Source organism: Novosphingobium pokkalii (genome assembly GCF_014652855.1).
GTDB lineage: Bacteria > Pseudomonadota > Alphaproteobacteria > Sphingomonadales > Sphingomonadaceae > Novosphingobium > Novosphingobium pokkalii.
On the sequence record NZ_BMZP01000002.1, the window covers coordinates 40,777 to 60,636 of the forward strand.

General features: G+C 64.3%; 12 protein-coding genes. 8 read left to right on the forward strand and 4 right to left on the reverse strand.

Going from position 1 to position 19,860, the window contains the following annotated elements; genetic code table 11:
• Nucleotides 1-13: 13 nt before the first annotated feature.
• On the reverse strand, nt 14-4,294 hold the full coding sequence (gene rpoC / locus IE191_RS02165; protein WP_191322727.1) for a DNA-directed RNA polymerase subunit beta': 4,281 nt from the start codon (nt 4,292-4,294) through the stop codon (nt 14-16).
• Nucleotides 4,295-4,382: 88 nt separating this feature from the next.
• Complete coding sequence (gene rpoB / locus IE191_RS02170; RefSeq protein ID WP_191322728.1) at nt 4,383-8,546, reverse strand: DNA-directed RNA polymerase subunit beta; 4,164 nt, start codon at nt 8,544-8,546, stop codon at nt 4,383-4,385.
• 499 nt (nt 8,547-9,045) lie between these two features.
• Between rpoB and IE191_RS02175 the strand changes: the two genes are divergently transcribed.
• From IE191_RS02175 to rplL, 3 genes are all read left to right on the forward strand, one after another.
• On the forward strand, nt 9,046-10,260 hold the full coding sequence (locus tag IE191_RS02175; RefSeq protein ID WP_191322729.1) for a GGDEF domain-containing protein: 1,215 nt from the start codon (nt 9,046-9,048) through the stop codon (nt 10,258-10,260).
• Nucleotides 10,261-10,592: 332 nt separating this feature from the next.
• Nucleotides 10,593-11,108: a 50S ribosomal protein L10 gene (gene rplJ, locus IE191_RS02180; protein WP_022676489.1), complete on the forward strand. Its 516-nt coding sequence runs from the start codon at nt 10,593-10,595 to the stop codon at nt 11,106-11,108.
• Nucleotides 11,109-11,186: 78 nt separating this feature from the next.
• Nucleotides 11,187-11,561, forward strand: a complete 375-nt coding sequence (gene rplL, locus IE191_RS02185; protein WP_191322730.1) for a 50S ribosomal protein L7/L12 — start codon at nt 11,187-11,189, stop codon at nt 11,559-11,561.
• 379 nt (nt 11,562-11,940) lie between these two features.
• Here the strand turns inward: rplL and IE191_RS02190 are convergent, their stop codons facing one another.
• Complete coding sequence (locus IE191_RS02190; protein WP_191322731.1) at nt 11,941-13,587, reverse strand: ATP-dependent nuclease; 1,647 nt, start codon at nt 13,585-13,587, stop codon at nt 11,941-11,943.
• 231 nt (nt 13,588-13,818) lie between these two features.
• On the opposite strand from IE191_RS02190, the gene IE191_RS02195 reads away from it, so the two are divergent.
• From IE191_RS02195 to groL, 4 genes are all read left to right on the forward strand, one after another.
• Nucleotides 13,819-15,117, forward strand: coding sequence for a chloride channel protein (locus tag IE191_RS02195; protein ID WP_191322732.1), 1,299 nt, complete (start codon nt 13,819-13,821; stop codon nt 15,115-15,117).
• A 42-nt stretch (nt 15,118-15,159) separates the two neighbouring features.
• Complete coding sequence (locus IE191_RS02200) at nt 15,160-16,560, forward strand: MATE family efflux transporter (protein WP_373299215.1); 1,401 nt, start codon at nt 15,160-15,162, stop codon at nt 16,558-16,560.
• 210 nt (nt 16,561-16,770) lie between these two features.
• Nucleotides 16,771-17,058: a co-chaperone GroES gene (groES, locus tag IE191_RS02205; RefSeq protein ID WP_110763794.1), complete on the forward strand. Its 288-nt coding sequence runs from the start codon at nt 16,771-16,773 to the stop codon at nt 17,056-17,058.
• A gap of 48 nt (nt 17,059-17,106) precedes the next feature.
• On the forward strand, nt 17,107-18,750 hold the full coding sequence (gene groL, locus IE191_RS02210; RefSeq protein ID WP_191322733.1) for a chaperonin GroEL: 1,644 nt from the start codon (nt 17,107-17,109) through the stop codon (nt 18,748-18,750).
• 209 nt (nt 18,751-18,959) lie between these two features.
• Here groL and IE191_RS02215 read toward each other — a convergent pair whose 3' ends face one another.
• Entirely contained in the window at nt 18,960-19,418 is a 459-nt protein-coding gene (locus tag IE191_RS02215) for a nucleoside deaminase (RefSeq protein ID WP_191322734.1), read from the reverse strand.
• A gap of 131 nt (nt 19,419-19,549) precedes the next feature.
• Between IE191_RS02215 and rpmB the strand changes: the two genes are divergently transcribed.
• A complete protein-coding gene (gene rpmB / locus IE191_RS02220) occupies nt 19,550-19,840 on the forward strand; it encodes a 50S ribosomal protein L28 (RefSeq protein WP_191322735.1) in 291 nt (96 codons plus the stop codon).
• Nucleotides 19,841-19,860 lie beyond the last annotated feature (20 nt).

Genomic DNA, 19,860 nt, shown 5'->3' on the forward strand with positions numbered 1-19,860 from the left:
GCGGGCGAGAGGATCAGTCCTTGTCGCCCTTGATCAGGTAATCGGCCGCATCGGCGTCCGTGCCGTGGGTTTCCCCTTCGACCTGGGCCAGCGGATCGTTGCCGATCGCCGCTTCCGGGCCTTGCGCCAGTTCGGCAGCGTGCTCTTCGGCCGCCGTGCGCGGCGCGATCAGGGCTTCCTGAAGGCGACGGTTGGCAGCGCGCAGAGCCGCGTCGCGGCTGTTGGCCGCCACGCGCATGCGGTTCATGCCCGCGCCGGTGCCGGCGGGGATGAGACGGCCGACGATGACGTTTTCCTTGAGGCCGATCAGGCTGTCGCGCTTCCCTTCGACCGCCGCCTGCGTGAGCACGCGGGTGGTTTCCTGGAACGACGCGGCCGAGATGAACGAACGGGTCTGGAGCGAAGCCTTGGTGATGCCGAGCAGCACCGGCTTGCCTTCCGCAGGGCGCGCGCCCCCCGGCAGCTTGGCGTTGGTTTCGTTCATTTCCTCAAGGTCGACCTGCTCGCCCGGCAGCAGGGTGGTATCACCGCCATCGGTGATTTCCACCTTCTGGAGCATCTGGCGAACGATCACCTCGATGTGCTTGTCGTTGATCTTCACGCCCTGCAAGCGATAGACTTCCTGGATTTCCGCGACGAGGTATTCGGCCAGAGCCTCCACCCCGAGCACTTCGAGGATGTCGTGCGGGTCGGGCGAGCCCGAGATCAGGTTGTCGCCCTTCTTGACGTAGTCGCCTTCCTGGACGTCGATCACCTTGGACTTGGGGATCAGGTACTCGACCGGTTCGCCCTCTTCCGGGATGATCGCGATCTTGCGCTTGGCCTTGTAGTCGCGAATGAATTCCACGCGGCCCGAGATCTTGGCGATGATCGCGTTGTCCTTGGGCTTGCGCGCTTCGAACAGCTCGGCCACGCGCGGCAGACCGCCCGTGATGTCGCGGGTCTTGGCGGCTTCGCGGCTGGCGCGGGCCAGCACGTCACCGGCCTGGACTTCCTGGCCGTCTTCCACCGACAGGGTGGTGCCCGGCGCCATCATGTAGCGCGCGGTTTCACCCGAGGCGTCGTCGAGCAGGGTCAGGCGCGGACGCAGGTCTTCCTTCTTGGCGCGGCCACCGGCACGGTTTTCGGTGACGACGCGCTGGGCGATACCCGTCGCTTCGTCGACCTGTTCCGTCAGGGTGCGGCCGTCGATCAGGTCCTGGTAGCGCACGATACCGGGCTTTTCCGTGATCACCGGCAGGGTGAACGGGTCCCACTCGGCCAGGCGCTGGCCCTGGGCCACCGTTGCACCGTTTTCGTGCAGCAGGTGGGTACCATAGGGCACGCGGTGCATGGCGCGTTCGCGGCCATCGGTGTCGATGATCACGATTTCGCCGTTGCGGGCGAGCGACAGGCGGCGACCGCGGCTGTCGGTGATCGTCGGGATGTCGCGATAGTGCACGGTACCATCGCAGATCGATTCGAGGTGCGACTGTTCGTTCACCTGCGCGGCGCCACCGATGTGGAACGTACGCATGGTGAGCTGCGTGCCCGGTTCACCGATCGACTGGGCGGCGATGACGCCGACCGCTTCACCGATGTTCACCGGCGTACCGCGCGCCAGGTCGCGGCCATAGCAGGTGCCGCACACGCCCTGGGGCGCTTCGCAGATCAGCGGCGAGCGGATGCGCGCCGACTGGACGCCGGCCGCTTCGATGCGCGCCACGGCGGCTTCGTCGAGCAGCGTGCCCTTCTCGCAGATCACCTTGCCGGTCTTGGCCTCGATCATGTCCTCGGCCAGGGTGCGGCCCAGGATGCGCTCGCCCAGCGAAGCGATGGTCGAACCGCCCTGCACGATCGCGCGCATTTCCAGCGCCCGCTCGGTCCCGCAGTCGTTCACCGTCACCACGCAGTCCTGCGACACGTCGACCAGGCGGCGGGTCAGGTAACCCGAGTTCGCCGTCTTGAGCGCGGTATCGGCCAGGCCCTTGCGGGCGCCGTGGGTCGAGTTGAAGTATTCAAGGACGGTCAGGCCTTCCTTGAAGTTCGAGATGATCGGCGTTTCGATGATCTCGCCCGAAGGCTTGGCCATCAGGCCGCGCATCCCGGCAAGCTGCTTCATCTGGGTTGGCGAACCACGCGCGCCCGAGTGGCTCATCATGTAGATCGAGTTGATCGGCTTTTCACGGCCGTGCTCGTCGCTCGGCGTGGCGCGGATCTCGTCCATCATGGCGTTGGCCACCTGGTCGCCGCAACGGCTCCAGGCGTCGATCACCTTGTTGTACTTTTCCTGCTGGGTGATCAGGCCGTCCTGGTACTGCTGTTCGTAGTCGGCGACGAGTTCCTTCGTCTCGGCCACGAAGGCGTCCTTGGTCGCCGGGATGATCATGTCGTCCTTGCCGAACGAGATGCCCGCCTTGAATGCGTTGCGGAAGCCCAAGCTCATGATCGCGTCGGCGAAAAGGACCGTCTCCTTCTGGCCGGTGTGGCGATAGACCTGGTCGATGACGTCGGCGATTTCCTTCTTGGTGAGCAGGCGGTTGACCAGCTCGAAGGGCACGGTGTGGCTCTTGGGCAGGCACTCGCCGATCAGCATGCGGCCCGGCGTGGTTTCATACCGCTTGAGATAGGTCTTCCCGTTCTCGTCGGTCTGCGGCACGCGCGCCACGATCTTGGTGTGCATGGTGACGGCCCCGGCGAACAGCGCCTGGTGCACTTCGGCCATGTCGGCCAGCAGCATGCCTTCGCCCGGCTCGCCCTTGCGGTCCATCGACAGGTAGTAAAGCCCAAGCACCATGTCCTGCGAAGGCACGATGATCGGCTTGCCGTTGGCGGGCGAGAGGATGTTGTTGGTCGACATCATCAGCACGCGCGCTTCGAGCTGGGCTTCCAGCGAAAGCGGCACGTGGACGGCCATCTGGTCCCCGTCGAAGTCGGCGTTGAAGGCCGAGCAGACGAGCGGGTGAAGCTGGATCGCCTTGCCTTCGATCAGCACGGGTTCGAAGGCCTGGATGCCCAGACGGTGCAGCGTGGGCGCACGGTTGAGCATGACCGGGTGTTCGCGGATCACTTCGTCCAGGATGTCCCAGACTTCCTTGCGTTCCTTTTCCACCCACTTCTTGGCCTGCTTCAGGGTCATCGACAGACCCTTGGCGTCAAGCCGCGCATAGATGAACGGCTTGAACAGCTCGAGCGCCATCTTCTTGGGCAGGCCGCACTGGTGCAGCTTGAGTTCCGGCCCGGTCACGATGACCGAACGGCCCGAATAGTCGACGCGCTTGCCGAGCAGGTTCTGGCGGAAGCGGCCCTGCTTGCCCTTGAGCATGTCGGACAGCGACTTGAGCGGACGCTTGTTGGCGCCGGTGATCACGCGACCACGGCGACCGTTGTCGAACAGCGCGTCGACCGCTTCCTGCAACATGCGCTTTTCGTTGCGCACGATGATGTCGGGCGCGCGCAGTTCGATCAGGCGCTTCAAGCGGTTGTTGCGGTTGATGACGCGGCGATAGAGGTCGTTGAGGTCCGACGTCGCGAAGCGGCCACCGTCGAGCGGCACCAGCGGACGCAGTTCGGGCGGAATGACCGGCACCACGTCGAGGATCATCCATTCCGGGCGGTTGCCGGAATCGATGAACGATTCCACCACCTTGAGGCGCTTGATGATCTTCTTGGGCTTCAGCTCGGACTTGGTTTCGGCCAGTTCCTTGAGCAGGTCTTCGCGCTCCTGGACCATGTCGAGGTCCATGAGCATGTGCTTGACCGCCTCGGCGCCGATGCCGGCGGAGAAGGCGTCTTCGCCATATTCGTCCTGCGCATCGAGTAGCTCGTCTTCGGTCAGCAACTGGTAGCGTTCAAGCGGGGTGATGCCCGGCTCGATGACCACGTAGCTTTCGAAGTAGAGGATGCGTTCGAGCTGCTTGAGCTGCATGTCGAGCAGCAGGCCGATGCGCGAGGGCAGCGACTTCAGGAACCAGATGTGCGCGACCGGGGCGGCCAGCTCGATGTGGCCCATGCGCTCGCGGCGCACCTTGGTGACTGTCACTTCAACGCCGCACTTTTCGCAGACGACGCCCTTGTACTTCATGCGCTTGTACTTGCCGCACAGGCACTCGTAGTCCTTCACGGGACCGAAGATGCGGGCGCAGAACAGGCCATCGCGCTCGGGCTTGAACGTGCGGTAGTTGATCGTTTCCGGCTTCTTGATTTCGCCGAAGGACCAGCTCCGGATGCGCTCGGGCGAAGCCAGGCCGATCTGGATCTGGTCGAAGGTTTCGGGCTTCGGAAGCTGGTTGGTGAATTTCGTCAGGTCGTTCATTGCGTGATCCTCACTGGGAGGGAAATCCTGTCATGCGGCGGCCGGGGCACGGCGGAAGGCCAGGGCCCCCCGCCGCGTCTGTCCCGGCTTATTCGGCTGCCTCGGCCAGGCCGTCGTCGTCTTCCGTCTCGTCGATCGACGAGAGTTCGACGTTGAGACCCAGGCTGCGCATTTCCTTGACCAGCACGTTGAAGCTTTCGGGAATGCCGGCCTCGAAGGTGTCGTCACCCTTGACGATCGCTTCATAGACCTTGGTGCGGCCGACAACGTCGTCCGACTTGACCGTGAGCATTTCCTGGAGCGTGTAGGCCGCGCCATAGGCCTGGAGCGCCCAGACCTCCATTTCCCCGAAGCGCTGACCACCGAACTGGGCCTTGCCGCCCAGCGGCTGCTGGGTGACGAGGCTGTAGGGGCCGATCGAACGGGCGTGGATCTTGTCGTCGACAAGGTGGTGCAGCTTGAGCACGTACTTGCAGCCGACGGTCACCTTGCGGTCGAACGCCTCGCCGGTGCGGCCGTCGAACAGCGTGACCTGGCCGGATTCATCCAGCCCGGCCTTGCGCAGCATCGCGGTGACATCGGCTTCCACGGCGCCGTCGAACACCGGCGAACCCATCGGCACGCCCTGGCGCACGTTCTGGGCCAGCTCGACGATCTCGGCATCGCTGCGGGCCTGGATCTCTTCGGCGTAGTTTTCGCCATAGATATCGGCCAGCAGTTCGCGCACCGCATGCGGCGGTTCGCCCGCTTCGGGGTTCGGGTTGGCTTCGCGCCAGGCATCGAGCGCCGCACCGATCTTGTGGCCCAGGCCACGCGCGGCCCAGCCCAGGTGGGTTTCGAAGATCTGCCCGACGTTCATGCGCGAAGGCACGCCCAGCGGGTTGAGCACGAAATCGACCGGGGTGCCGTCTTCCAGGAAGGGCATGTCTTCCTGCGGCAGGATGCGGCTGATGATCCCCTTGTTGCCGTGACGGCCGGCCATCTTGTCGCCCGGTTGCAGCTTGCGCTTCACCGCCACGAAGACCTTGACCATCTTGAGCACGCCGGGCGCCAGTTCGTCGCCGCGTTCGAGCTTTTCCTTGCGGTCCTCGAACTTCTCCTGGATCGCCTTGATCGCGGTGTCGTACTGGCCCTTGGTCGCTTCCAGTTGCTGCTGGCGCGCATCGTCGGCCACGGCGAACTTCCACCATTCGTGGCGTTCCACGTCGGCCAGAAGCTGCTCGTCGATCTCCACGCCCTTCTTGATGCCCTTGGGCGCGGCCGTGGCCACCTGGCCCAGCAGCATGTCCTTGAGGCGGTTGAAGGTGGCTCGGTTGAGAATCGCGCGCTCGTCCTCGCGGTCCTTGGCGAGGCGTTCGATTTCCTCGTTCTGGATGGCGCGGGTACGGTCGTCGATCTCGATCCCGTGGCGGTTGAACGTGCGCACGTCCACGATCGTGCCCGAAACGCCCGGCGGCAGGCGCAGCGAGGTGTCGCGCACGTCGCTGGCCTTTTCGCCGAAGATCGCGCGCAGCAGCTTTTCTTCCGGCGTCATCGGGGATTCGCCCTTGGGCGTGATCTTGCCGACGAGGATGTCACCGGGGTGCACTTCGGCGCCCACGTAGACGATGCCCGCTTCGTCGAGGTTGCGCAGCGCTTCCTCGCCCACGTTGGGAATGTCGCGGGTGATGTCTTCGGGCCCGAGCTTGGTGTCGCGGGCCATGACTTCGAATTCCTCGATGTGGATCGAGGTGAAGACGTCTTCCTTGACGATACGCTCGCTGATCAGGATCGAGTCTTCGTAGTTGTAGCCGTTCCAGGGCATGAACGCGACGAGCACGTTGCGCCCGAGGGCCAGTTCGCCGAACTCGGTCGAGGGGCCGTCAGCCAGGATATCGCCCTTTTCGACGATATCGCCCACGCTCACCAGCGGGCGCTGGTTGATGCAGGTGGACTGGTTGGAGCGCTCGAACTTTTGCAGGGTGTAGATGTCCACGCCCGACTTGCCGGGTTCGACATCGCCGGTCACGCGGATCACGATACGGGTCGCGTCGACCTGGTCGACGATCCCGCCGCGCAGGGCGGCAATCGCGGCGCCCGAATCGCGCGCCACGGTGCCTTCCATGCCGGTGCCCACGAACGGCGCATCGGCCTTGACCAGCGGCACGGCCTGGCGCTGCATGTTCGAGCCCATCAGCGCGCGGTTGGCGTCGTCGTTTTCCAGGAACGGAATGAGCGAGGCGGCAACCGAGACCAGCTGCTTGGGGCTGACGTCCATCAGCGTCACGGTTTCACGCGGCGCCATCACGAATTCGCCGTTCTGGCGGGCCGAGACCAGCTCTTCCACGAACGCGCCGTCCGCGGTGGTTTCGGCCGAAGCCTGCGCCACGGTGTGCTTCTGCTCTTCCATGGCCGAAAGGTAGACCACTTCGGACGAGACCTTGCCGTCGATCACCTTGCGGTACGGGGTTTCGATGAAGCCGTACTTGTTGACGCGGGCGAACGTGGACAGCGAGTTGATCAGACCGATGTTCGGCCCTTCGGGCGTTTCGATCGGGCAGATGCGGCCATAGTGCGTGGGGTGAACGTCGCGCACTTCGAAGCCGGCGCGCTCGCGGGTCAGACCGCCCGGCCCGAGGGCCGAAACGCGGCGCTTGTGCGTCACTTCCGACAGCGGGTTGGTCTGGTCCATGAACTGCGAGAGCTGCGAGGAGCCGAAGAATTCACGCACTGCGGCCACCGCCGGCTTGGCGTTGATCAGGTCGTTGGGCATCACGGTCGACACGTCGACCGAGCTCATGCGTTCCTTGACCGCACGTTCCATGCGCAGCAGGCCGACGCGATACTGGTTTTCCAGCAGCTCGCCCACCGAACGCACGCGACGGTTGCCGAGGTTGTCGATGTCGTCAACCTCGCCCTTGCCGTCCTTGAGGTTCACCAGTTCCTTGACCACGGCGAGGATATCGTCGGTGCGCAGGGTGGTGATCGTGTCCGGGCAATCGAGGCCCAGGCGCATGTTCAGCTTGACGCGACCCACGGCTGACAGGTCATAGCGGTCGGCGTCGAAGAACAGGCCGTCGAACAGGGCTTCGGCGGTTTCGCGCGTCGGCGGTTCGCCGGGGCGCATCACGCGATAGATGTCGGCCAGGGCGTGGTCGCGATCCTCGGCCTTGTCGGCCTTCATCGTGTTGCGGATCCACGGACCGGTGCCGACATGGTCGATGTCGAGCAGGTCGAGCTGGTCCACCCCGGCGCGATCGAGCACGTCGAGGTTTTCCGGCGAGACTTCATCGCCCGCTTCGATCCAGATGCGGCCGGTCGATTCGTCGATCAGGTCCTTGGCGGCATAGCGGCCGAAGATTTCCTCGGTCGGGATCAGCAGCGACTGCAAGCCGTCCTTCGCCGCCTTGTTGGCCGCGCGGGGGCTGATCTTCTGGCCGGCCGGGAACACCACTTCACCCGAAGCGGCATCGACGATGTCGAACGTCGGCTTGGCGCCGCGCCACTGGTCGAGCACGAAGGGCACCTTCCAGCCGCCTTCGGCGCGGACCCAGGTGACCTTGTTGTAGAAATGGTCGAGGATCTGCTCGCCATTGAGGCCCAGGGCATAGAGCAGCGCGGTGACCGGCAGCTTGCGCTTGCGGTCGATACGCACGTTGACGATGTCCTTGGCGTCGAATTCGAAATCGAGCCACGAGCCGCGATAGGGAATGACGCGCGCGGCGAACAGGTACTTGCCCGAAGAGTGCGTCTTGCCGCGGTCATGGTCGAACAGCACGCCCGGCGAACGGTGCATCTGCGACACGATCACGCGCTCGGTGCCGTTGATGATGAAGGTGCCGTTGTCGGTCATGAGCGGAATATCGCCCATGTAGACGTCCTGCTCCTTGATATCGATGAGGCTCTTGGTCTCGGTTTCGGCGTCCACTTCGAACGTCGCGAGCTTGAGCGTCACCTTCATCGGCGCGGCATAAGTGATGCCGCGCTGGCGGCATTCGTTCACGTCGTACTTGGGGGCTTCCAGCACATAGCCGTCGCGCTCCTTGATATCGAGGCTGGCGGTGCCTGCGAAATCCTGGATCGGAAACACCGAGCGCAGGGTCTTTTCCAGGCCCGAGACATAGCCGGTGGCCGGATCGGAGCGGAGGAACTGCTCGTACGATTCGCGCTGAACCTCGATCAGGTTCGGCATCTGCACCACTTCGTGGATGTCGCCGAAGATCTTGCGGATGCGCTTCTTCAGACCGGCGCGGGCTGGAGCCTTGGTTGCCATGGGAGGTGAGTGCCTCTTTGCTTGTCACGAGCCGGCCGAAACCGGCGGAATTCTGCCATGCGCGGCGGATGGCCCGGCATGGACGCAAAAGAGGCCGCGAGGCGCAGGACACCCTTCCCGGATGTCCGTGCCCGCAGCCTTTCGCGTCATGCCGATGCCCGCCGCTTCCTTCCTGGAGCCTTCCCCCGCGCATGGGAAAGCCTTGCTCGAAGCGGCAGGTGAGTTCGCCCATATAGGCAAGGTCACGGCCAATGTCAAAGCAGGGCTTCGCCGCGCGCCTTGCCCGGGCGGGGGCGCCAAGGCGGGATCGCGAAATTGCATCCGGATTTGTAATTAATTCTAAATTCGCCCGCTTTCATCGTACAAACCGAGTCCAGGATGGAGCGTTCGTTTGCGTTCTGTTTACCCTGATCCCATAGGCAGGGCACAACGCAGGACGGTACCCTCGGCGTGGCGATGCCGCCCGGCCGGGGCCTTTTTCCTTTTGCCCGCGGGATTCATGGACGACAAATTCGCCTTCATCTTGCCGGTCATGCAGGTCGCCTTCGGGGTGGCCGCCGTGCTGGCGGGCCGTTGGCGCGTGTCCAGCGCGGGCTGGTGGGCCGGCGGATTCCTGGCCAGCGCCAGCGGCTTTGCCATGCCTGCCATCGCCTTCCTGGTGCCGCTGGCCGGGCGCGCGGTCCTGGCCTCGGGCGTGTTTGCCGTGGCCTTCTTCTGCTTTGGCCAGGCCCTGGGCGAACATTTCGGCCTGCGCCGCAAGCATGTCTGGCTGCGCGCCGGCATTGCCCTGGCCGCAACGCTGATCAGCGCGCTGGGCGTGGCGATCGACAGCCTGCGCCTGCACCTGGCCGCGTCCGATGTCGGCTGCGCGCTGCTGCTGCTGGTGCCACTGCTGGCGGCACACGGGCGCACCCGGCGCAGCGGCGATCGCGCGCTGGTGGCGATCAGTTGGGTGGTGGTGGCCGATTGCACCGCGCGCGCGGTCTGCGTCCGCTGGCTGGCCAGCGGCGGGATCGCCAGCTTTCCCACCAGCACTTATGCCTTCGCCTACCAGGTTTCCGGCTCGCTGCTCGGGGTGGCCTTTGCCATGGCCGCGCTGGCCTCGGTGATGATCAGCGTGCTGATGCGCTATCGCGACTGGGCGATCTGCGACCCGCTGACCGGCCTGCTCAACCGCCGCGGCTTCGACGAGGCGCTGGCCGGGCGCGGCGCGCACGAGAAAGCCCACGCCACCGCGATCGCGTGCGACATCGACCACTTCAAGGCGGTGAACGACCAGTTCGGCCATCATCGTGGCGACGAAGTGATCGCCACCCTGGCAGCGGCGATCGACAGCCACTTGCCGGCACGCGCCTTTGCCGCCCGCTTTGGCGGCGAGGAATTCGTGATCTATCTGCCACAAGGCGCGCTCGACTTGGCGGGCGCGGGCATCGCCAGCGCGGGGGCGCAACTGGCCGAAGCCGTGCGTCGCGACTTTGCCCAGCGCATGCAACGCCTGCTCGGGCGCGACCACCCCGTCACCGCAAGCTTCGGCATTTCGGCCGTCGCCGCGGGCGAAGCCTCGCTCGAGCCGGCGCTGCGCCGGGCCGACCAGGCGCTGTACCAGGCCAAGAGCGCGGGGCGGAACTGCTGCGTGGTCAAGTCGGCCCTCGCCGCATCAGGGGCCATGGCAGACGCAGCGGCACCGACGCGCGCCGCAACGCTTCCGGCCTGAAGCGGCCCCACGGCACCAGTCACGCCCACTTGACTCCCCCGGCCCATCTGCTAGGGGCGCGTCCCGAACGGCAGACCCGTCTGTCGCTCATCCGTCCGAGACCGTCGGCGCCGGGGTTTGCCCAGGCTTAATTTCCGACCTAGGCGGGGAAAAGAGATTTCACGGCCGCGCGCTCCGCTTTCGGAACGTGGCGCCCATCGCAATGGCCTTTGCGCCAGCGCAGCCTCCTTCCCTTGTCGAACGGACTCGCCCCAGGTCGCTTGCGGCCCGGGACAAACGTAGCCGGCTGCAAGGGGCTTTGCCCTCTGGCAGCCATTGTGAAGGAGTAAGGCATGGATCGTTCGCAAAAAGCCGAATCGGTCGCTTTCCTCAACGAACTCGTGAGCGGTTCGGGGGCGGTCATCGTCACCCGCAACCTCGGCATGACGGTGGCCCAGTCCACCGCCCTGCGCACGAAGATCCGCGAGGCCGGCGCGACCTACAAGGTTGCGAAGAACCGTCTTGCCAAGCTTGCCATCCAGGGCACCGATTACGAAGGCATTGGTGAATTCTTCACCGGTCCGACCGCGATCGCTGCCTCGGCCGATCCCGTCGCCGCCGCCAAGGTGATCGTCGAGTTCGCCAAGACCACCGACAAGATCGAAATCGTCGGTGGCGGGATGGGTTCGCAGGTTCTCAGCCCCGATGGTGTCAAGGCCCTGGCCACGATGCCCTCGCTCGATGAACTGCGTGCCAAGCTTATCGGTCTCATCCAGGCTCCGGCCACGAAGATCGCCCAGCTCACCACCGCTCCGGCGGCGAAGCTGGCCCGCGTCTTCAACGCCTATGCCGAGAAGGATGCGGCCTGAGCCGGTTCAAACGACTTTTGCCCGAGCGTACCGCAGCCTGCGGACACCGGGCGCCACACATTAACGGAGTGAAACATCATGGCCGATATCGCCAAGCTCGTTGAAGAACTGTCGCAGCTCACCGTTCTCGAAGCTGCTGACCTCGCCAAGGCTCTCGAAGAAGCATGGGGCGTGAGCGCCGCTGCTGCCGTGGCCGTGGCCGCTGCCCCCGCCGGTGAAGCTGCTCCGGCTGCTGAAGAAAAGACCGAATTCGACGTCATCCTGACCGGCGACGGCGGCAAGAAGATCCAGGTCATCAAGGAAGTCCGCGCGATCACCTCGCTCGGCCTGACCGAAGCCAAGGCCCTGGTCGAAGGCGCCCCGAAGGCGATCAAGGAAGGCGTGTCGAAGGCTGAAGCCGAAGACATCAAGAAGAAGATCGAAGAAGCCGGCGGCACCGTCGAAATCAAGTAATCTTCTTCGGGTTCTTCCCGACGAAATGGAGAAAGGGCGGGCCGCAAGGCTCGCCCTTTTTTCGTGGCGTGGCATTTGGGTGGCGTGGGGGGATGCGAAGCGCAGCCCGACCCATTGCGTACGTTGGCGAGGAATCGCGCCATTCGAGCTGGACCCCGGATCAAGTCCGGGGTGACGGGGAAAGGAAATCTCTCCAGTCTTTCGTCACCCCGGACTTGATCCGGGGTCCAGCTCGAAAACTGGTGCCGTCGTTGCCGCGATCGTCCCAGGGTAGCCGATCCATAGCTCGGAGGCTGTATCCTCACCCGATGAAGAGCGCGAACGACGGGTCGAGCTGTTGACCTATGGATTGCTTCATTGAGCAGCGATAGAGCGTACTCTAAGCGAGAAGATCTTGAAGATTTAATTTGAGGCTTGTCGCGCGCTCGGGAAACCCGGTGTGGCCAAGAACCGACGTATCAGAAAATTTCCCACCTGGAACCTTGTTCTTAAGTTGCTTAAAGACGGTTTTGCCTTTTGCTCCTTTGAGAGGTCGCGTTTGGAACGAGGCCCAAACATCATCATTAGTAGGACCGCCACCCGCTTTGTGAAGTTCACTGTTATGGGCAGCTCTCTGCGAAACAAATTGCTCGTTTATCGGCGCTTGATTTTGAGCGAGCACCTCTGCGATCCATGCTTCGCAAGTGCCTAACGGCTCTCCGGTTAAAGAAGACAAGAAACTTGGGTCACAAAATTCTGCTTCTAGATCAGATTGGTCGGTCACCCAAAGACGGATACCTTCACTCGAATAATCGTCCTTCAGAGTTACAACTTCTGCATCACTTAGAGAATCTCTATCTCGATGAACGAGAACCTTAAATTTATCACCAAGTGATGTACGAAGCTCAGTAGCCTCAGATTTCGTGAGAAGGTGCTTGTATCCGCGTCCCGGCAAAACCGTGACTGCACGTTCTATTTCAGGCCATTGACCAATTAACTTCTTTAGATAATCATTTTTGGCATCTTCACTTACGACGATAACCTTCTTACCAAAAGCGCCCCAGCCAAGCGCCAGTTCAACCACTGATCGGTCATCCGTCTTCTTTTGCCCATCCGCCAACCATACGACGTTCGTGTCCGCCGGAGCCCCCCTCACGATGAAGGGTGAATGGGTTGTCATAACGATTTTAATTCCTTGTGCGCGGGCGATCTCAAGCAGGCGAGAGGCCAACATTTCCTGCACACTCGGGTGCAGGTGGATGTCAGGTTCGTCGACGAGAAGAATTTTTGGCTTAAAGAGCAATATATAGCAAAATATCTGAATTAGCTGTAGATATCCCGTTCCCAGCAACTCAAGTGGCGTAGACATTCCCGCAATTTCTGCCTCTGCGTGAATATCAAAATCAGCTGCCTCATCGAATTTTACTTTTAGTCCTATCGGACCAAGGAGTGGCTCAAGACAAACTTCGATCTGAGTCAGGTCTTCTGTGGAAAGAAGATTAAGTGCATTTCTAAGATACACATTCGAGTCCCCGAAAGAGCATGCCTTAAGCACCACTCGCTTCGAGTTCTTTTGCTCGACGTTTGGAATACCCGATATTCCCGGAATAAACCCGCTGAAGAAGGTCTCAACACCACGAAACTGGTGCCTGACCACCTCGGGCAGTTCACCTTGCACAGAGATACCCGCGTTACGAGCAGATCGCATTTCGAGATGGGCTCTGGTTTCCGTTCCGTCATCGTCCCGAAAAACGAAATGTACCTTTGACGATGGACTGTCGGACCGATTGCCCCAAGGTGCGCCATGACCCAGCCGCCAATACTCATCTGAAGGCAGATAATCGAGGTCCGCCACGCGGACCATCGCTGTCGACGCAACTCGGATTCGGTCAGCTTGGCGCATCAAGCATGACGCCAAATGTAACGCTTGAAGGATGGACGATTTTCCACTGCCATTAGACCCTACGAGAATGTTGAGGTCCGCCAGTGGCAGATCAATCGCGTCAATTCGCTTGAACTTCTCTATCCTGATCGATTCAAGTCTCACTCCATCCCCCTTCCAGTCCACTACGCCTCACTGTTACATATCAACGCTGCGTAGTCACGCCTATGCAATGCATAAAGACGCAACCCGTTGCTTCACATCTAAAACCGACACAATAGTAGGCGGTTCAGGAACGACGGCAAAATCCAAACATCCGTCGCCGTTCCGCCCCACCCAAATCCCCACCCCCATTTTTCAGGCGAAATTCAGGTTCGGGCGCGCTAGGGCGTGACCATGCCTTCCCGCCCCCTTCGCAAGCCGCTGGCCGCCGCCAGGAACCTGCAACCGCGCATCGCCGCCCTGGGCGGGGCGCTGGCGCTGGGGATTGCGGCCATCCTGTTTGCCCAGGCGGGCGAGGCGGCGCAGGGGCTGTTCAGCCGGATCGTCACGGCCTATCCGCTCGCGCCGATCGCGCTGACGCCGGCGATCTTCGTGGTGGTGACCTGGGCCACGCGCCAGCATTGGCCCGCCGCGCGCGGATCGGGGATTCCGCAAGTCATGGCCGCGGCCGAGGCGCCCGATCACCCTGTGATGGCGCCGCTGCTGTCGATGCGCACGGCGCTGGCCAAAGTGGCCGGAACGCTCGCCATGCTGCTGGGCGGGGCTTCGGTCGGGCGCGAAGGGCCGACCGTGCAGTTGAGCGCGGCGATCATGGTGGCGGTGCACAAGGCGCTGCGCGTGCCGGTGGGCGCGGGCGTGATCATTGCGGGCGGCGCGGCGGGCGTGGCGGCGGCGTTCAACACGCCGCTGGCCGGGGTGGCCTTCGCGATCGAGGAACTAGCTTCGGCCTTTGAACAGCGCCTCGCGCTGCTGGTCATGCTGGCGGTGATGACCGCCGGCCTGGTCAGCCTGGGCCTGTCGGGGGACTACATCTATTTCGGCGCGATGAGCCAGCACGTGCCGATCGTGCCGGCCATGGTCGCGGCGCTCGGCTGCGGGGTGGCAGGCGGCCTGGCCGGTGGCGCGTTTGCCCGCGCGCTCAGTGGTTTCGGCCATATCGACCACGGCTGGATCGGCGCCCTGCGCGCCCGCCCCGTGGCGCTCGCCGCCGGGCTGGGCCTGATCGTGGCCGTGGTTGGCGTGGCCACGCAGGGGCTGGCGCCCGGAGGCCTGGCCTGGGGCACCGGTTATGGCACCACGCGTGGGTTGCTGTCGGGCGCGGATACCTCGCTGTGGTTCGGCCCGGCCAAGTTCGTCACCTCGCTCGCCACGGCCCTGAGCGGCGCGCCGGGCGGCATCTTTGCCCCCTCGCTGTCGGTCGGCGCGGGGCTTGGCCAGCTTGTCGGCACGCTGTTTCCGCCCGATTATTCCGGCGCCGTCGCCATGCTGGGGATGATCGCCTATTTCGCCGGAGTCACGCGCGCGCCGTTGACTGCGGTGATCATCGTGATGGAAATGACCGCCGACCGCGCGATGATCCTGCCGCTGTTCGCCGCCGCGCTGGTGGCCGACCAGGTGAGCGCCGCGATCTGCCCGGAAAAGCTCTATCACGCGCTCAGCCACCCGTTCCGCGCGCCCGAAACGGCGCACTGAGTTTTCCTTTCCCCGGCGCCGCCCAATCCCTATGGGCGGTGGATGACCGTCGCCACCACTCTGCCCACCTCGCCCGATCTCGCCGGGCCGCATGCCAGCGCCGAATGGCGCGAGATGCTGCGCTTGGCAGCGCCCCTGGTGGGGGCGAACCTGTTGCAGATGGCGGTCTTCGCGGTGGACGTGCTGTTCGTGGCACGGCTGGGGGCGGAGGCGCTGGCCGCCTCCTCGCTCGCGGTGTCGATCTTCGGCCTGCTGATCTGGAGCCTGACCGGCCTGGTCGGTGCCACCTCTCCGCTGATCGCCGCCGAACTCGGCCGCCGCCGCCATGCCGTGCGCGAAGTGCGCCGCACGGTGCGCATGGGCGGCTGGGTGGGCGTGATCGCCGCGCTGGTGGCCATGGCGCTGTGCCAGCTCGGCGGGCCGCTGCTGCGCGCCACCGGGCAGAGCGAAGCGGTGGTGGTGCGCGCGGTGCCGTTCCTGGCGGTGCTGTCGCTGGCCTGCGTGCCGGCCGTGCTCGCCTCGCTGCTGCGCACGGTGGTTTCCACCCTGGGGCGGCCCGGCATCGGCACCGCGATCACGGCGCTGGCCGTGGCGGTCAATGCCACCGGCAACTGGGTCTTCGTCTATGGCCACTTCGGCATGCCGGCGCTGGGCCTGATGGGCTCGGCCTGGTCCAGCGTGGTGACCAGCACGGCGATGCTGCTCGCCTATGCCCTGGTGCTGCGCCTCGATCGGCGGCTGCACCGCTATCGCCTGCTCGGCCGCTGGTGGCGCGCGGAATGGCGCCGCTTTGCCGACGTGTGGAAGATCGGCCTGCCGATCTGCGCCACCATCGTGGCCGAAGCCGGGCTGTTCAACGGCGCGGCGCTGCTGATCGGGCGGATCGGCGAAGTGCAACTGGCCGCGCACACCGTGGCGATGCAACTGGCCGGCATGACGTTCCAGGTGCCGTTCGGCCTGGGCCAGGCGGCAACGATCCGCGTCGGCCTCGCCTATGGCGCGCGCGACCATGCCGGCATTGCCCGCGCCGGCTGGACGGCGCTGGCCATGAGCGTGGGCTTCATGGGCACGATGGCGGCGGTGATGCTGGCGATCCCGCGCCTGATCCTGGGCCTTTACATCGACGTGGCCGATCCGGCCAATGCGGTGCTGGTGGGCTATGCCCTGCAATTCCTGGTGGTGGCGGCCGCGTTCCAGTTGTTCGACGGGGCGCAGGCCACCTGTGGCGCCGTGCTGCGCGGGTTGCAGGACACGCGCGTGCCGATGACCATCGCGATGTTCGGTTATTGGGTGCCCGGCCTGCTCACCGCGATCGGGCTGGGGCTGTTCACCCCGCTGGGCGGCATGGGCGTGTGGCTGGGGCTGATGGCCGGGCTGGTCTGCGTGGCGGCCATGCTGATCTGGCGCTGGCACCGCCGCGACCGGCTGGGCCTGCTGCCCTGATCAACTGGCGACTATCAACCGGCAGCATTCGCCCCGTGGCGATTCTGGTGCACGGCAACGCACGACACGCCAAAACGAAACAAAGAATCTCCAGGTGCCCTCTTGACGCTGGCGGGCGGCTCCACCCATATGCGCCCCGCTGGCACTCTCTGCATGAGAGTGCCAGCGCAGATTTCGTAAGCCAATTCTGATTGGAAGAGGGAGCAACCCATGACTTTCCGTCCGCTGCACGACCGCGTGCTGGTGCGCCGCGTCGAAGCCGAGGAAAAGACCGCCGGCGGGATCATCATCCCCGACAGCGCCAAGGAAAAGCCCGCTGAAGGCGAAATCGTCGCCGTTGGCACTGGCGCCCGCGCCGAAAACGGCACGATCACCCCGCTCGACGTGAAGGTGGGCGATCGCGTGCTGTTCGGCAAGTGGTCGGGCACCGAAGTGAAGGTGTCGGGCGAAGACCTGCTCATCATGAAGGAATCGGACATCCTTGGCGTGATCGGCTGATCACCCGGATTTCCTTGCCTTTTCAACCCGAATTCAAAGGAATAGAACATGGCTGCCAAGGACGTACGCTTTTCGCGTGACGCGCGCGAACGCATCCTCAAGGGCGTGGACATCCTCGCCGACGCAGTGAAGGTCACGCTCGGCCCCAAGGGCCGCAACGTCGTGATCGACAAGAGCTTCGGCGCCCCCCGCATCACCAAGGACGGTGTTTCGGTCGCCAAGGAAATCGAACTCAAGGACAAGTTCGAGAACATGGGCGCCCAGATGCTGCGCGAAGTGGCATCGAAGGCCAACGACAAGGCCGGTGACGGCACCACCACCGCCACCGTGCTGGCCCAGGCCATCGTGCGCGAAGGCATGAAGTCGGTTGCCGCCGGCATCAACCCGATGGACCTCAAGCGCGGCATCGACATCGCCGTGACCAAGGTCGTCGAAAACCTCAAGTCGCGCTCGACCCCGGTTGCCGGTTCGTCGGAAATCGCCCAGGTCGGCATCATCTCGGCCAACGGTGACGTGGAAGTCGGCGAAAAGATCGCCGAAGCCATGGAAAAGGTCGGCAAGGAAGGCGTGATCACCGTGGAAGAGGCCAAGGGCCTCGAATTCGAACTCGATGTCGTCGAAGGCATGCAGTTCGACCGCGGCTACCTCTCGCCCTACTTCATCACCAATCCCGAAAAGATGGTGGTGGAACTCGAAAACCCCTACATCCTGATCCACGAGAAGAAGCTCTCGTCGCTCCAGTCGCTGCTGCCGATCCTGGAAGCGGTGGTGCAGTCGGGCCGTCCGCTGCTGATCATCGCCGAAGACATCGAAGGCGAAGCGCTGGCCACCCTGGTGGTCAACAAGCTGCGCGGTGGCCTCAAGATCGCCGCTGTCAAGGCGCCGGGCTTCGGTGACCGTCGCAAGGCCATGCTGGGCGACATCGCCACGCTGACCGCCGGCGAAATGATCTCGGAAGACCTGGGCATCAAGCTCGAAAGCGTCACGCTGGGCATGCTGGGCCAGGCCAAGAAGGTCACCATCGACAAGGACAACACCACGATCGTCGACGGTGCCGGTTCGGCCGAAGACATCAAGGCCCGCGTCGAGCAGATCCGTGCGCAGATCGAAGTCACCACTTCGGACTACGACCGCGAAAAGCTTCAGGAACGCCTGGCCAAGCTGGCTGGCGGCGTGGCCGTGATCAAGGTTGGCGGTGCCACCGAAGTCGAAGTGAAGGAACGCAAGGACCGCGTTGACGACGCCCTCCACGCCACCCGCGCTGCGGTGGAAGAAGGCATCGTGACCGGCGGCGGCACGGCTCTGCTCTATGCCACCCGCGCGCTCGAAGGCCTCACCGGTGCCAACGAAGACCAGACCCGCGGCATCGACATCGTGCGCCGCGCGATCACCGCGCCGGTCAAGCAGATCGCCGAAAACGCCGGCAGCGATGGCGCCGTCGTGGCGGGCAAGCTGCTCGACCAGAGCGACGAAGGCATCGGCTTCAACGCCGCGACCGACACCTATGAAAACCTCAAGGCTGCCGGCGTGATCGACCCGACCAAGGTCGTGCGCACCGCCCTTCAGGACGCGGCCTCGGTCGCCGGCCTGCTGATCACCACCGAAGCGGCGATCAGCGAAAAGCCGGAAGACAAGCCCGCCCCGGCCGGCATGCCCGGCGGCATGGGCGGCATGGGCGGCATGGACTTCTAAGTCCACGCCAACCGGCTTGCACGAACAGGAAGGGCCGCTCGGGAAACCGGGCGGCCCTTTTCTGTTGCGGCGTGGGATCGGCGTTACATGGCATCGGCGTTGCGGAGGGCCCCGGGTCAAGCCCGGGGCGACGGGGAATGGCACGAGCGGTTGTACCAGAATTCGTCGCCCCGGACTTGATCCGGGGCCCTCCGCCAACCTCGCAGTCGCTACCTCCGCCGCGCGCGAAAAAAGTCGCGCAACAGTTCGGCGCTCTCGGCCTCGCCCAGGCCGGCATAGACCTCTGGGAGGTGCAGGCAGGTCGGCTGCTCGAACAGGCGCGCCCCGTGCTCCACGGCGCCGCCCTTGGGGTCTGGCGCGGCGTAATAGACGCGGGCGAGGCGCGCGTGGGCGATCGCCCCGGCGCACATCGGGCAGGGCTCCAGCGTCACCCACAGGTCGCAATCGTCCAGCCGCTCCTGCCCCAGGGCAGCGGCGGCGGCGCGAATCACCAGCATTTCGGCATGGGCCGTGGGATCGTGCAGCGCGCGCGGGCGATTGTGCGCGGCGGCAATCACCTGTCCCCCCTTGACGATCACCGCGCCGATCGGCACTTCGCCCGCACGTGCGGCGGCATGGGCCTGTTCCAGCGCCAGTTTCATCGGTTCGGGCAGGGGCCAGCGGGTCATTTGCGCAGGCCGTATCACGAAATCGGCGTGCGACAAGCCATTCGAGGCAGCGAATCCTTGACTTCGCCTGTGGATTCGATAATGGCGCCACCTTCCAGATAGATCACCAGAACACGAAGCGAGTTTTAGCCATGTCGCGCATTTGCGAACTGACCGGTAAGGGCCGCCAGATCGGTCACAACGTGAGCCACGCCAACAACAAGACCAAGCGCGTGTTCCTCCCCAATCTCCAGAACGTCACCCTGATGTCGGAAAAGCTGGATCGCAGCTTCAAGTTCCGCGTCTCGACCCACGGCCTGCGCTCGGTGGAGCACAACGGTGGTCTCGACAACTGGCTGCTCAAGCAGGACAACGCCAAGCTCAGCACGCGCGCCCTCAAGGTGAAGCGTGAGCTGGTCAAGGCCGTCGCCACCGCCGCCTGATTGGCTGCGGCACAGCGATG